The 13,834-nt window shown below is 46.0% G+C and carries 11 protein-coding genes; 4 read left to right on the top strand and 7 right to left on the bottom strand.

Annotated features, from left to right (window positions below):
- Positions 1 to 40: 40 nt before the first annotated feature.
- The gene (locus QUA70_RS20490; RefSeq protein ID WP_333331448.1) at positions 41 to 934 is read right to left on the bottom strand and encodes a CNNM domain-containing protein; all 894 of its coding nucleotides are present in this window, start codon (positions 932 to 934) and stop codon (positions 41 to 43) included.
- Between the two features lie 250 nt (positions 935 to 1,184).
- On the bottom strand, positions 1,185 to 2,270 hold the full coding sequence (locus tag QUA70_RS20485) for a hypothetical protein (RefSeq protein ID WP_333331451.1): 1,086 nt from the start codon (positions 2,268 to 2,270) through the stop codon (positions 1,185 to 1,187).
- A gap of 111 nt (positions 2,271 to 2,381) precedes the next feature.
- Between QUA70_RS20485 and QUA70_RS20480 the strand changes: the two genes are divergently transcribed.
- The 3 genes from QUA70_RS20480 to QUA70_RS20470 all read left to right on the top strand — a co-directional run bounded on the left by QUA70_RS20480 (position 2,382) and on the right by QUA70_RS20470 (position 6,289).
- Complete coding sequence (locus QUA70_RS20480) at positions 2,382 to 3,299, top strand: YihY/virulence factor BrkB family protein (protein ID WP_333331454.1); 918 nt, start codon at positions 2,382 to 2,384, stop codon at positions 3,297 to 3,299.
- A gap of 566 nt (positions 3,300 to 3,865) precedes the next feature.
- Positions 3,866 to 5,131, top strand: a complete 1,266-nt coding sequence (locus QUA70_RS20475; protein WP_333331457.1) for a glycosyltransferase family 1 protein — start codon at positions 3,866 to 3,868, stop codon at positions 5,129 to 5,131.
- A 102-nt stretch (positions 5,132 to 5,233) separates the two neighbouring features.
- The gene (locus tag QUA70_RS20470; RefSeq protein ID WP_333410649.1) at positions 5,234 to 6,289 is read left to right on the top strand and encodes a glycoside hydrolase family 104 protein; all 1,056 of its coding nucleotides are present in this window, start codon (positions 5,234 to 5,236) and stop codon (positions 6,287 to 6,289) included.
- 116 nt (positions 6,290 to 6,405) lie between these two features.
- On the opposite strand, the gene QUA70_RS20465 is transcribed toward QUA70_RS20470, so the two are convergent.
- The 3 genes from QUA70_RS20465 to QUA70_RS20455 all read right to left on the bottom strand — a co-directional run bounded on the left by QUA70_RS20465 (position 6,406) and on the right by QUA70_RS20455 (position 10,019).
- Positions 6,406 to 7,122, bottom strand: coding sequence for a DevA family ABC transporter ATP-binding protein (locus tag QUA70_RS20465; protein ID WP_333331463.1), 717 nt, complete (start codon positions 7,120 to 7,122; stop codon positions 6,406 to 6,408).
- Positions 7,123 to 7,342: 220 nt separating this feature from the next.
- A complete protein-coding gene (gene devC, locus QUA70_RS20460) occupies positions 7,343 to 8,527 on the bottom strand; it encodes an ABC transporter permease DevC (protein ID WP_333331466.1) in 1,185 nt (394 codons plus the stop codon).
- A 64-nt stretch (positions 8,528 to 8,591) separates the two neighbouring features.
- Entirely contained in the window at positions 8,592 to 10,019 is a 1,428-nt protein-coding gene (locus QUA70_RS20455; RefSeq protein WP_333349519.1) for an HlyD family efflux transporter periplasmic adaptor subunit, read from the bottom strand.
- Positions 10,020 to 10,134: 115 nt separating this feature from the next.
- Here QUA70_RS20455 and QUA70_RS20450 point away from each other — a divergent pair, with 115 nt between their 5' ends.
- The gene (locus QUA70_RS20450) at positions 10,135 to 10,743 is read left to right on the top strand and encodes a TetR/AcrR family transcriptional regulator (RefSeq protein ID WP_333349517.1); all 609 of its coding nucleotides are present in this window, start codon (positions 10,135 to 10,137) and stop codon (positions 10,741 to 10,743) included.
- Between the two features lie 89 nt (positions 10,744 to 10,832).
- Here QUA70_RS20450 and QUA70_RS20445 read toward each other — a convergent pair whose 3' ends face one another.
- Positions 10,833 to 11,981, bottom strand: coding sequence for a flagellar assembly protein H (locus QUA70_RS20445; protein ID WP_333349515.1), 1,149 nt, complete (start codon positions 11,979 to 11,981; stop codon positions 10,833 to 10,835).
- A 10-nt stretch (positions 11,982 to 11,991) separates the two neighbouring features.
- Entirely contained in the window at positions 11,992 to 13,503 is a 1,512-nt protein-coding gene (locus QUA70_RS20440; RefSeq protein WP_333349513.1) for a mechanosensitive ion channel domain-containing protein, read from the bottom strand.
- Between the last annotated feature and the right edge of the window lie 331 nt (positions 13,504 to 13,834).

Below are 13,834 nucleotides of genomic sequence, written 5' to 3'. Positions count from 1 at the left end.
ACACACATAGATAGAGGAAGTATTTAAGCCTGATTTAGGCTCAATTTAACACAAGTTCTGGATGTTGTGGCTCAAATAAGGGGCGAGTTACCTGACGCAAGAGCACTGTTTCTAAACTGCCTTCTACTACATTTTCTGCTTCTATTTCTAACTCGCCCCACAATAGCCGATCGCCTTGATTGGGCATTTTACCTAAATTGTGGATCACGAATCCGGCGATTGTTTGGTAAGCTTGGTTGGTTGGCAGGTTTAACCCGAGTTTTTCGTTAACTGCTGTCAGTTCCCATAGGCCAGAAATTAGTGCCGAATGAGCATCTTTTTGGACGAGAGTTACCTGGGAATTTGACAGCAGCGGTTGAGACTCTTTACTGGTAATCCAACCAGTCAGCAGCCGCACGGTACCGTTGAGAATTGCTAGCAGCGGCCACAGTAATTTTGAGCAGAGTTCGAGGGCCGGCATTAACAGCAAAGCGGTGCGTTCAGGGGCGTGGTTTGCTAATACTTTGGGGATTAGCTCTCCTAAAACTATTTCTATGTAAGTTACTAAGATGAAAGCTGCGGGAACTGCGATCGAATGAGCAGTCAGCATAGCGGGAAAATGACCGATCGGCAATTTGTCGATCCACGGTTCGATCCAGTGTACAGTCGCTCCCTCACCCAACCAACCCAACAGCAAACTCCCTGCTGTTGTGCCAGTTTGAGTCACAGACAGGTAATGCGGTATGTTGTTTTGAGCTTGGTGGACGAGTTCGGCGGTTTTAGCGGTTGGGCGATCGTCCAAGTGGGCAAGTTGGCGGATTTGATGGCGATCGGCTGATACTAATGCTAGTTCTGACGCCACAAAAAACGCGATTAAAAGGGTTAAGCCCAGCAACATTGCTAATCTCAGCATTGTTTGAGCGACTTCTATTTCCAGGCAAGTAAGGTTGTTCAAGATAGATATCTAATATGATAGAGGTTTTAGGTTAATTCTTTTATTTTAGCTTGGGATTCAGATAGCTTTATTCCGCGACATTTCGGATATCCCCACTACCCTTATTCCTAGGTGCGCCTCGGCGCACCTTACCCGTAGAACTTGTAAACTCTTTCTCTTCTCTTATCCTCCTTCGCGATAATAGGGCTAACGCGAGTTTCATCGGTTCGTTAAAAAAATCTAATTCACAACACCGGAACTCATTCCTGTATCAACTCTCCCTTACTCCCCGGAGCGAGTTAATTTCCGTAAAAGTCTGCACCGGATCGGACTTCAACCCGCCTTGAATGTAATTCAACTTCACTTCTTCCAACAAATCCGACAGCAGCGACTGCAATTCTCCGAGAGTTTTCTCATCTTGCAATTCCCGTCGCAAACTTTGATTAAATTCTTGGCTGAAGTTATCGAGAATTTTTCGACCTTTATCGTCTTCATAAGTAGTAGCTACCACATCCACGGCAGTTTGAGCCAAATAATTCGCTACCTGTTCCGTCATCTCGGTCGGCCAAATATTAATCGGAGAGAAATTTTGCAGGATTTGATAAAAATCCGACTGTTTGATTGTTGTTTCCAAATTGTGGTGCAGCAATTCTTCCAAATCCGGTTGCACCTGCGGCAAAACTTTGTAAATTGTCAGATCCAAAATCCGCTTGGTAATTTGTTCGATCGTATTGTCCTGATTGACGTGAAGGTACGGCTGCTGCGCCAGCAACATCTGCGCCGCGTCGCCCTGTTTGATCGAACTTTTAGCTTGATTGATAAACCGCACCATCATGTATTCCGACATCGTATTCGCTAAATAAGCCACCGGTTCGTAGGTAACTTGAGTAACTACGCGATCGAGATTCACCAAACCCGACTTGTGCAGCCGCACCAATACCGGCAGAATCCGCCACCCCTGCCAAATCGGTATCACCAGAAACACCTCGTACCAGCGCCTCAGCACAAAATCCAACCAAGTTACCCCCGGTTTACGGCGGGTATGGAACAGACTTTTAATCAAAAATTCCGCCCCAAAAAAACCAATAAAAAACGTATCTATTCGCCAAAACTGGTCAGCGCTTTTCAAATATTCGGGATTGGGCAAACTTGAATCAATCCCTTTAATCGGGTCATAAATTTTAACTAAACCCGGAAAATAGCTTTGATAAACAGGGCGCAACTGAAGGTAAGTGAAATGGAAAAGCACCAGCAAGAAATTGACCACCGCTACTAATGCGCTCATTTTTGCCCAAGAAATTGCTTTTTTGGACGATTTTACATCGGTGCTGTTAAAAGTTGTCTGGGAATCTGACATAAAAGTAATCTTCCGAATTTGCTAATCGATAAATCTATCTTGTGGCCGAGGCTAAAAAACTCTTAACCTACTATAATCCCTTGGACGATAAGTATAAGGAAACCAAATGCCGTGAAATTAAAAACAGTCATATCGCTGCTCAAACAAACTTTTAGTGAATGGCAAGAAGATAAAGCGCCAACCTTAGCCGCCGCCCTAGCCTATTACACAGTCTTCTCCCTTGCCCCGCTGCTAATTATCGTGATTGCGATCGTCGGTTTAGTCTTTGGTGCAGAGGCAGCCCAAGGTCAAATCGTCGCCCAACTCCAAAGTTTAATCGGTAAAGATGGCGCCCAAACTGTCCAAGAACTGATTCTTAAAGCCTCCGAACCCAAGTCGGGAATGATTGCTACTCTAGTCGGCATCGCTACACTTTTGTGGGGCGCTTCTAACGTTTTTACGAATCTCAAAGAAGCCCTCAATACTATTTGGAATGTTTCACCGCCTCCGGGACGCGGCATCTGGGGATTCCTCAAAGACCGAGTATTGTCTTTTGCGATGATTTTAGGCATAGGCTTTTTACTGCTAGTATCTTTAGTCCTTAGCGCCGTTTTAGCTGCCGTCAGCTATTGGTTGAACAGCAGGCTGCAATTACCAGTGGGTATTTGGCAGATTGTGGACTTTGCTATCTCCTTTGGCGTAGTTACGCTGCTTTTTGCCTTAATTTACAAACTTTTGCCCGATGTCCATCTTGCCTGGAATGATGTTTGGATCGGCGCCGCCATCACCTCAATGCTGTTTACGATCGGCAAATCCCTAATTGGAGTTTACCTCGGAGGTAGCGGTATTGCCTCTACCTACGGTGCTGCGGGATCGTTCGTGATTATCCTGCTTTGGATTAATTATTCCGCTCAAATTCTCTTCTTAGGTGCCGAGTTTACCCAAGTTTGGGCTAACCGATACGGGTCCAGGATGCAAGGTTCGCAAAAGAATATCCTCAACAGCGAAAACGGGGAATCCTCCGCACGCAAACCTCGGAAGAACTCTTAACATTAGACAAACGGGAAATTTGAGGTTGAACTCGCACTCCGGGTTTGACAGAATAAGCAAGAAGGAAGAGGGAAAAAGGCAGAAGGTGCAAGGCGGAACGAAAGAAAAATTTTGAATGCAATAACTTTGCTTTTTTTTTCGCTTCCCCTGTAAAATTCGGTCTTCGGGACGACCGACTTCTGCTTTCTCGAAAGCTCTACTTATTTATTCAGAGGGGTAAAATTCTACCTTCTGCTGACCTCGCATCTCTAGCAGCAAGCTGAAAGCAGGCTCTAGTTAGATATGGCTAGAAGGTGCGAGTTTGACACAGGCAAGGATACGGAAAATTCCCTTCACCCTCGTTCATTTCTATTCAGATTATCTAGAGTTTGAGCTGCTGCACGTCTCTGTCAGCAGAAGGAACTCGTCTTTCAATTTTTTCCTCCAACTTATCCCTGAAGGATGATTTATCGATCCCGCATTTTGACTTTAATACAAATTACCTAGAAGATTCCAGTCCCGGCGCAGCAGCCAAAATTGCACTTTCAATCTTCTCCTAAAATATTTTTAAATTTTGGTAAACAATCATGATTTCATTAACTAAAAAACGCATCGCTCTCATCTCCGTACACGGTGATCCCGCTGTGGAAATTGGCAAAGAAGAAGCGGGCGGACAAAATGTTTACGTGCGTCAAGTAGGAGAATCTCTGGCGAAACAGGGGTGGCAAGTTGATATGTTCACCCGCTCATCCGATCGCCAACAAGCAAGAATTGTAGAGCACAGTTCCAATTGCCGGACAATTCGGCTAGTAGCAGGGCCACAAGAATTTATTCCCCGCGACGAACTTTACGGATATTTGCCAACCTTTGTTCAAGAATTTCAGAAGTTTCAGTTAGAGTCAGGCTTTCAATATTCGTTAGTTCATACAAATTACTGGCTGTCTTCTTGGGTGGGAATGGAGTTGAAAAAATCGCAACCTCTGCTGCAAGTTCACACTTACCATTCTTTGGCAGCAATTAAATACAAGTCGGTTTCGACAATTCCGATGATTGCCAAAACCAGGCTGCAAGTCGAAAAAACACTTTTGGAAACAGCCGATCGCGTGGTGGCTACCAGTCCCCAAGAAAAAGAACACATGAGGTCTCTGGTTTCCTCCAAAGGAAATATTGACATCATTCCCTGCGGTACCGACATAGAACGGTTCGGCTCGATCGCCCGATCGACCGCCCGCCGCCACTTGGGCATAGCCCCCGAAACCAAAGTCGTGTTGTACGTAGGCCGTTTCGACCCCCGCAAGGGAATCGAAACCTTAGTCCGCGCCGTCAGTATGTCCGCGCTTCGCAAAGCCGATTTAAAACTAATAATTGCTGGTGGCTGGCGTCCGGGGGAAAGCGACGGCAAAGAGCGCGATCGTATCGGCTGCCTCGTTGAAGAACTCGGTCTGAGCGACATTACGGGTTTTTCCGGCGCCTTAAGCCGAGAGATTCTCCCCGCCTACTACGCCGCCGCCGATGTGTGCGTCATTCCCAGCCATTACGAACCCTTCGGTTTAGTCGCCATTGAAGCGATGGCCAGTGGCACGCCCGTAGTCGCCTCCGACGTGGGAGGGCTCAAATATACTGTAGTGCCACAAGAAACAGGTTTGCTCGCGCCGCCGAAAAATGAAGCAGTTTTTGCTGATGCGATCGATCGCTTGTTACTTGACTCAGTATGGCGCCAGCAACTCGGACACACAGGCCGCCAGCGCGTCGAAACCTATTTCAGTTGGGACGGTATCGCCTCTCAACTCAGTCAACTTTACACTCAACTGCTCGAACAATCCGCCCTTCAGCTTGACCCGGTGAGCGCTTAGTAGTATCACTTAGTATGGTTGAAGCCAGTTTCCCTTGATCCCTGTTTCACTCATCCGTTATAACTGGGAACCTTCAACTATAAGTGATATCAGGAGGTACTCTTGTACGCATCAAAACATCTGGGACGCCACCTGCTCCCTATGTCAGACATGGAGCTAATTCGCCTGTGGGTAAACCGCCAATCCCCCCGCAACCGGCACTTTAGCTGGCAGGCGGCTAACCATTTTCGAGTGTTTGTCGCAAAACCGCTGGCACAAGTTACTCTGACAGATGTCGAGACTTTCGCCACAGCGATGAGAGCTCGGAAACTTCCACCACGTTTTTACAAGCAAACCTTAGTAGCGCTGAAATCGCTGTTCGCCTTCGGCCAGCAAACGAAAATTTTGCCCGCAACACTCCCCCTTCACCGGTGGCCCATTCTGCGCCGGAATCGCTCCAAACGCCTTCGTTTTCAACTCTATTGGGGTTTCTTAATCTGTTTGTGCTTTTTCTTAGGTCGAATGACGCCGAGGCTGCTGTGGGGACAATCGGTCTCGGCAGGAAGCTCGCCCACCCCGAAACGCCTGCAGGAAGTTGCGGCCCTCGATTCACCAGACAAAGGAGAGAATAACATCGATCGCGATCGATCACCCGAAACTGCAACCCTGAATTCACCAGCTCCCAGACAGGATAGCAGACTCGATAGCATCGGACCCGAACGTCGAGTCAAAGCCTTTCTCGACACCATAGCCGCCGCCGAAGGAACCGCTAGCCCCGACGGCTACCGCACCCAGTACACCGGCACCAAATTTGTCAGCTTTCAAGATCACCCCAGGGAAATGAGGTGCGGTCGTCGTTACCGCAAAAAACTCTGTTCCGATGCAGCGGGGCGATATCAGTTTCTCAGCACCACGTGGGACAGATTTGCCAAAAAATTTGGCGTCCGCGATTTCAGCCCAGAAAATCAAGATTGGATGGCTATAGAGTTAATCCGAGAAAAAGGTGCCTTAGAAGATATAGAAGCGGGTCGATTAGAGTCAGCAGTGAGAAAACTCGCTTACATCTGGCCATCTTTTCGCCGTTATGGTGGTTCTGTGGAATCGTCGATGCCCACACTCGAAGCCATGTATCAGAAAAATTTGGGGATTGACCGCCCAGGATTGGTTGTTAGCAATTAGTGAACAGTCCCAGGACGAGTTTAGATTGGGGTGTGGCAATTTTGGATTAAATTTTAACATCCAAAATTGAAAATGAGGGAGTTATGGGTGATGTCTATTCTTCGGAAATTTAAAAATTAGGCTAATTTTCCATCTTCCATGTGAACGATGCGATCGGCAATATCTAAAATTCGGTTATCGTGGGTTACTAACAGAATAGTACAGCCTTGCTCTTTGGCTAATTGCTGCATCAAATTCACCACTTCGCGACCGGATTTGCTGTCCAGGGCGGCTGTCGGTTCGTCAGCCAAAACAATTTGCGGTTGACTGACCAAAGCGCGGGCGATCGCAACTCTTTGTTTTTGTCCCCCTGACAAATCATCTGGATAATAGTTAATCCGCTGTTCCAGTCCTACTAACTCTAGCATTTTTGCAGAGCGATCGCGCATTTGAGAACGCGACAAATTTCCGTGAACTTCCAAACCCATCTGCACGTTTTGCAGCGCCGTCAAACTGCGGTGCAAGTTGTGCGCCTGAAAAATATAGCCAATTTTGCGTCGCGCCTTTACCAATTGGTCTGAACTCGCTTTGCACATTTCTTGACCGATAATTTTGAGACTTCCCGATTGACCGGATCTCAATCCGCCAATCAAAGTTAAAAGCGTTGTTTTTCCCGAACCCGAAGGCCCCGTCATCAGCACAATTTCACCTGCTTTAATTTCGAGATTAATGTCAAAAAGTACCTGTTTTCGCAGTTGACCTTGACCGAAGTAGTGGTCGAGTTGGTGCGCGGAAATTACAGGTGCAGGAATCTGTAATGCGTTGGTTGTTGGGTAGAGAGTAGTAGAATTCATAACTTATTGGTTTGAGGTTTGAGATTTAAGAATAAACCGCTTTCTTCGCCGATAATGCAGAGTAAAAAGAAGAGAATGATTACCACAACTATGTGTGTTGCAAGCACTTTATAGCAAATCTGGCTTTAATACCCCCTTTATTCTTTAGTCCGCGCAGGCGGACTTCGTTTGTGTAGTAGCGGTTTCAACCGCCGAATATTATAAACTGATTCATTTTGCCTTAAAACATATCTGCCGGATCTGCTGCTTGCAGCTTGCGAGTGGCAATTGCTCCCGAAATAGTGCACATAATCACGTTCAAAAGTAATACTATAACTGCTCTAAGCAGCGTCATATAAAGGGGTAAATTTGTAGCTTTGCGAGTTAAAGAGTAGAGGCCGAAAGAGACTCCTACTCCCGGCAAAAAACCGAGGAGGGAAAGAATTAGAGCTTCTTCAAAAACGATGCCGAGTAAATAAACATTGCGGTAGCCCATCGCTTTGAAAGTAGCGTATTCTCCCATGTGGTCGCTGACATCGGTGGAGAGAACTTGATAAACAATAATCACCCCAACTACAAAACCCATCGCTACGCCTAAATTAAACACAAAGCCGATCGCAGTATTCTTAGCCCAATAGTTTTTCTCAAAATCGATAAATTCTTGTTTGGTTAGTACCTTGACATCCTGCGGCAAGTATGCTTTCAAAACTTGTTGAACTTCCACGGGGTCAGCACCCGGTTGCAGTTGAATTAATCCGGCATTAACACTCGCGGCGTTTTGTCTCGCAAACAGGCGCAGGTAATTTTGATCGCTAGTCATCAAAATACCGTCGGCGGCAAAAGATGCTCCCACTGTGAATAAACCGCTGACGTTAATAGTGCGTCGCTCAACCTCAGCTTTAACGGCTTTTCCTCGATCGATTTGCGCGATCGTCCCCTGGTACTCTCCCCTAGAAGCTCGATCGAACAACACGGTATCCGGCAATTTAATCGCGCTCAAATTTTGGTTAACTTCTGGAAGCGCAAATGCAGGGCGATCGGGATTGAAACCCACAACCATCAGCGACGTTTCGCGCCGAGTTTCGGGATTTTTCCAGTTAGCAATTTTTACGTAAAGCGGCTCGGCTGATTTCACGCCCGGTACGTTCATTGCTTGATACAATCTGCGCCTGGGGAAGGAAGACAAATTAATCAAATTTCGCGCTTGGGGGTGAATCAAAACTAAGTCTGTTTGCAAGCTTTGATGCAGCCGCGTATTGCTGGTGTAAAGCGCATTTTGAAAGCCTAGCTGCATGAACATCAAAACGTCAGCAAAGGCAATTCCTGCTACTGCAACGAGCATTCGCCCTTTGTCGTGACTCAGTTGCAGCCATCCGAGGGAAGTTCTGCGTCTTAATTGTTGTAAGGGTTTTATGAGTCCAAGCATATGATTTTAGATTTTAGATTTTGGATTTTCGATTGAAGAAAGCTACCCTGCGGTTTAAGTCTTCTTAATCTTTAATTTCCCCGATCGCCACTTTGACTTGCAAATTGGTTAATCCCGCTACTTTCTGGCTGGAAGCTTCATCTAAGCGCACTTTTACTTCCACAATTCGACCATCAATATTCGCAGAAGGATCGGTGTTAACAATGTTTTGTCGCTGCACTTGCAAACCAATATGTTCGACAGTTCCCCGCAATTCGCCGGTCAAAGCATCGCTAGTAATTTTGGCGGTTTGTCCGAGGCGTACTTTGTCCACATCGCTTTCGTAGATTTCCGCAACAGCTAGCATCTCGCGAGTTTGTCCGAGTTCGACAATGCCGTCGTTTCCCACTTTTTCTCCCGGATGGGTGTGAATTTTCAGGACTTGGGCGTCTCTGGGAGCACGGATGTAAGCTAGATCAAGATTTGCTTTGGCTTGTTTGGCTGCTGAAGCGGCGGAACTGACTTCGGCGGCGGCTGCTGCTATGTCAACGGGACGCACTTCGGCGATGCGATCGAGATTTGCTTTGGCTTCGTCAATTTGCTGGTGTCGAGATTGCTCAACTTGGCTGAGTTTGGCTTGCGCTTCGTTAATCTGCTGTTGGCGGGATTGTTGAATTTGATTGAGTTTGGCTTGGGCTTCGTTAATTTGTTGTTGGCGGGATTGGCGAATTTGATTCAGTTTTGCCTTTCCTTCGTTGATTTGCTGTTGGGCTGTTTCGGCGGCGAGGCTTTTGCTGTCGCTAGTTGAAGCGGAAATTGCTCCCTGTTCATACAGTTGGGAGTAGCGCTGATCTTCGCTTATGGCGTTGCGGAGTTCGGCTTGTAGACGGGCAATTGTGGCTTGTTGGGTTTGAATTTCTCCTTGTTGTTCGGCCCTGATGCGGGCAATTGTGGCTTGTTGCGCTGCAATTTCGGTGCTGCGATCGATTTCTAGACGCGCCACGATCGCCTGTTGCGCTGTAATTTCGTTGCTGCGATCGGCTTGTAAGCGGGCAATGGTTGCTTTCTGGGCTTGAATTTCCCCGTTTTTGGCTCCGGCTTTCACTTTTGCTAGGTTTGCTTCGGCGACGCGCACTTGTTCTTGAGCTTGGTCGAGGGCGGCCGAGAGGCGATCGCGGCTGTCCAGAATTGCGATCGCCTGACCTGTTTTCACCCTGTCTCCTTCTTTTACCAAAAGTCGATCGATCCGGTTCCCTTCCGCCGCACCGGAGGCGGAGACTTTAATTACTTCTCCTCTGGGTTCGAGTCGCCCCAAGGCTGTAACTGTGGTTAATTGGGATGCTGCGACGGCTGCTGCTGCGGCTACTGCATTGGGATCGGGTATGCGCGATCGCCAGATCGTGTAGCCTGTGGTTCCCGCTGCCCCCAGGGTTGCTACTGCTGCCACAACTAGGAGTTGTTTAACTAGGGATGGACTTGAGGATAAGCCGTCTGCTGTTGGTTGGTGTACCATGACATACCTCTTTGTGAGAAAATAAAACTAAACGGTTTAGTTCCGATGCCTCTCTATACTAAACCGTTCAGTATAATAATGTCAAGATCCCAAATAAAAATTACAGAAGCAAGGTATGGCAAGGGCAAAACCGATCGAACCAGACGCAGCAGCAAGTGACAAAACCGAGCAAATCCTGCAAGGTGCGATGCAAGAATTTTTAGCCCACGGCTACGCGGGGACGAGTATGGACAAGGTAGCGAAGACGGGCGGAGTTTCCAAAGCCACGGTTTACAGCTATTTTGCAGATAAAGAAGGATTATTCGCGGCTTTGGTACAGCGGCTGGCGCGAAAAAAAGTCCATTTTACAGTTCTGGATGAAGAACCCGCCGTAGCGCTGCGATTCGTTGCCACAACTATATTGGATCAGGCGATTCAGGAACCAGAATATCTCAATTTTGTGAGGTTAGTGATTGCGGAGTCGGGGCGTTTTCCCCAGCTAGCGCAGACCTTTGTGAGAAACTTAGGTAAACCGGGGATTGAGCGGCTTACTCAATATTTGGCATCGCATCCAGAGTTAAAATTGCCCGATGCGGAGGCAACGGCACGGATTTTTATTGGATCTTTGGTATATTTCCAGTTAATGCAGGAGATGATGCACGGTAAAGATATTATCCCAATGGAGCGCGATCGACTGATCGACGGTCTGCTGCACTTGATTTTAGGCCCGCAGTCCAATTCCTAAAGTGCGATCGACAAAATCTAGGATTTTTATTCGAGAATGATTTAAATGCCATAAAGAGCGAGATCCCTTTATGGCTGCGATCGCAGGTTTTAGTCAGGTGTTTTCCCTAACCGTTCCCTCAATTCCTCAGCCGATAACTGTGGCAGTTGTTCTACAAACAATGTCAATTCTGCCACAGGCAATGCCAATAAATTAGTAACGGCTGTAGGCAGAATATCGCCCAATTCAGGCGATCGCATTTGCAACGCACTTTCAGCTAACAATTTAACGGCTGCTTCGCGCCCTGTTTGATCGACTGTCAGCATCGATATTGCCAGCAACAAAACTGTAAATTCCGCCGCCGCCAAGTTGGATATTGGAGAGAGAAAAACTGTCATTTTTGGACTTAATTCTCCAAATCTAACTCGCAGAAAGTTTTCTAATATTAAGCGCTGTTGTTCTTGTCTGCCTCGTTCTAGTCCTTGTTCTAGCCCTTGTTCTAGCCCTTGTTCTAGTCCTTGTTCTAGTCCTTCTTCTCTAGCTTGTTGCTGTGCGGCTTGTATTTGTTGTTGAAAAAGTGGTGCAATGGCCATAATTAACTCCCGCTCTTCTGGCTCTAATTCTTGTGGCGCATCGGTTACTAAATTTGACTGTAACCGATACAGCAATTCTAGCGCGATAATCCGCAACGGATCGTCTGCAGCTAAACCGCTTAATTGGGAAATAGCCCTTTGCTGCACTCCCCCTTTGCCCAAAATCCTCAACCACAGGGTGTCTGGAGTTTCTGGCAACTGGTGAATCGCCACAATTGCAGTTCGCAAAGATTCACCCAAAAAATAAATGCCCTGCATCCAATTCTCTGTGTCTGGTATCGCATTAAAGCTATCTACCAATGCTTTCGATGCTGTGGGCATCAAAATCCACAGTTTGGGTAACTGAGCATCATCATAGCGAGTATTTTCTCTCCTAAATTTTCGCTCCAATTCACCTCGCACATCCAATAACTTGCCCAGACAGCTACAAATTTCGCTGACGTTGGCTGGATTGCGAAACGGTTCAAAAATGGCAGTTGTGCTTGCCATTTTGCCCAATAATCCCAGGGTGTCTGAGTATTCGGGAATTGCGGTGCTGGGAGTGAAGTAAACATCGATTTCTCGGACTTCGGAAGTCACATCGCGGCCGATATTCACCGTTCCGATCGGCGACAGCAATTCCTCCAGGTATTCTTTGGCAAAAAGATCGTGAATAAATCGCGTCATAGAAATTATTTCAAATACTAAATAGATTTTTTAGCCGTTTTCTCACCCATTCTACAGGATTTTCATCGTCTTCCGCTGCATCTACCAATTCCATTTCTCGAAGTTGTTGGTGTCTCTCGCTGAGTTCTTCTTTGTGTTTGACTATTTCTTTAATTATCTGTTCAGATAAATCCGGTCGTTCAGTTAAAACTTTCTGGAAACCTTCTTTATTGATCGCAAACAAAATTGTTTCTTCCAAAGCTCTCACCGAAGCAGTTCTCGGAATTCCCAACATCAAAGAAAGTTCCCCGAAAAACTGACCAGTGCCGAGGTTATTCAGGTGTTTGTCAATAGCTTCGACAAAAACTTCGACTGAACCTGAAAGAATCATGTAAAAAGCATCTCCGGGGTCGTTTTCGTGAAATAAAAATTCTTGCGATCGCAGCCGTTTGCGATATCCAACTTCAATCAATTGCCGCAATTCAAGATCGGTCAGATTTTCAAAGTATTCCACCTCTCGTAGCAAACAGCTAAGGGACGATCGCTTTTTCAGTTTCTCTGCAAAAAGTGGCGGTTCTTGCTCATTTTCCGAGTAACTGTTCGGGAGGTCTATTGCAGTTTCTTTGTTGTTGAACATTGACAACAGAACTTCGGGGTTTTGCAAATAAATTTCTCTGTCATTGAATGGAAATTCGATTTTTTGGTGGCGGAAATTGTATTCAATTGCAAAATTCAAAGAACTTTTAATTACTTCTCTTTCAGTCGGCCTGTCCGTCCAAACTAAAAGTTCAAATTTAAAACTATCATCACCAAACTCGACAAACAATACTTTCGGATTAGGTTCGTACAAAACTCCCGCTTCCGCGTAAGCAATATTTAACAAAGTTTCTGTCACTAACAGCGGGTTACTATTCTCCGCTACTTCTACCGGAACTCGCAGACAGAGTAGCGAGTTTTCGTAACTCCAGTTAACAATTTTGTTGCTAATCATTTTGCTGTTGGGAACTATGACGCTAGAGTCCTCACTTGTTTCGATGATGGTCGATCGAATCGAGATTTTTTTGACGATTCCCATTAATCCTTCTAATTCCACAAAGTCTCCGACTTTCACGGGCCTGTCTAAAAGCAGCGTTAAGCCACTGACAAAATTAGTTGTTAAATCTTGGATTCCGAAGCCAATTCCGACTCCCAATCCCCCCGCAACTACTGCAAAAGAAGCGAGGTTGAAGCCGATGCTTTGGATGGCGACTATTACTCCCAAAGCTACTATTAAATACCCAATAATTACTGCGATTGCTTCCCGATTTCCCTCGTCAATTCCCAGTCTGACTAACAAGCGTTCTTTAAGAAAGTTCGTGAAAGATCGTGCTATCACAAGGATAGCCATAAACAATACAATCAGTTCCACAAGTGACTGCAGCGATACAGGATTATCACCTATTTTAAATAGGGTAGCTGTAAATATTTGCGATATCTTTGTCAATACTTCTTCGGGGATTCCGTTCAAGTTAAATCCAGTAAACAATATTGTTTGTGTTTTCATTTTTTAAGCCTTTGGCAGTAAGGAATAAAGTTGTTAGTTCCCCGTCGTGCAATAAAATTTTGAAGTTTTTATTACGAATTTTTTACCTATTTTTAGGGTAAAAAACTGAATTGCTGACATATATCTGTGGTTGCTCAGACTAGGTAGTTATCCGTCTTGCCAATTTCTAGGATATATTTTTTTCCCATGCCTGCGGTTAGCGTGCCATTTTTTCAAAATTGCGGAATCATCTATTATTAATGCCTATTCCCCCTACAATACTCCGGACAGTTTTTAAGCAGCCAAAGTACCATAAGACAAGACTGAAGAAAGATTAGGATGGTTTAAAATC

The sequence above is a fragment of the Microcoleus sp. LAD1_D5 genome, from assembly GCF_036702115.1.
Lineage (GTDB): Bacteria > Cyanobacteriota > Cyanobacteriia > Cyanobacteriales > Microcoleaceae > Microcoleus.
The sequence above is the reverse complement of the archived record's forward strand: the minus strand, read 5'-3'. Positions and strand labels throughout refer to the sequence as shown.

Bases quoted from the DNA above. Each gene is read 5' to 3' on its own strand.
- QUA70_RS20485 (WP_333331451.1), bottom strand. From the start codon at position 2,270: ATGTCAGATTCCCAGACAACTTTTAACAGCACCGATGTAAAATCGTCC.
- QUA70_RS20475 (WP_333331457.1), top strand. From the start codon at position 3,866: ATGATTTCATTAACTAAAAAACGCATCGCTCTCATCTCCGTACACGGT.
- QUA70_RS20465 (WP_333331463.1), bottom strand. From the start codon at position 7,122: ATGAATTCTACTACTCTCTACCCAACAACCAACGCATTACAGATTCCT.
- devC (WP_333331466.1), bottom strand. From the start codon at position 8,527: ATGCTTGGACTCATAAAACCCTTACAACAATTAAGACGCAGAACTTCC.
- QUA70_RS20455 (WP_333349519.1), bottom strand. From the start codon at position 10,019: ATGGTACACCAACCAACAGCAGACGGCTTATCCTCAAGTCCATCCCTA.
- QUA70_RS20450 (WP_333349517.1), top strand. From the start codon at position 10,135: ATGGCAAGGGCAAAACCGATCGAACCAGACGCAGCAGCAAGTGACAAA.
- QUA70_RS20445 (WP_333349515.1), bottom strand. From the start codon at position 11,981: ATGACGCGATTTATTCACGATCTTTTTGCCAAAGAATACCTGGAGGAA.
- QUA70_RS20440 (WP_333349513.1), bottom strand. From the start codon at position 13,503: ATGAAAACACAAACAATATTGTTTACTGGATTTAACTTGAACGGAATC.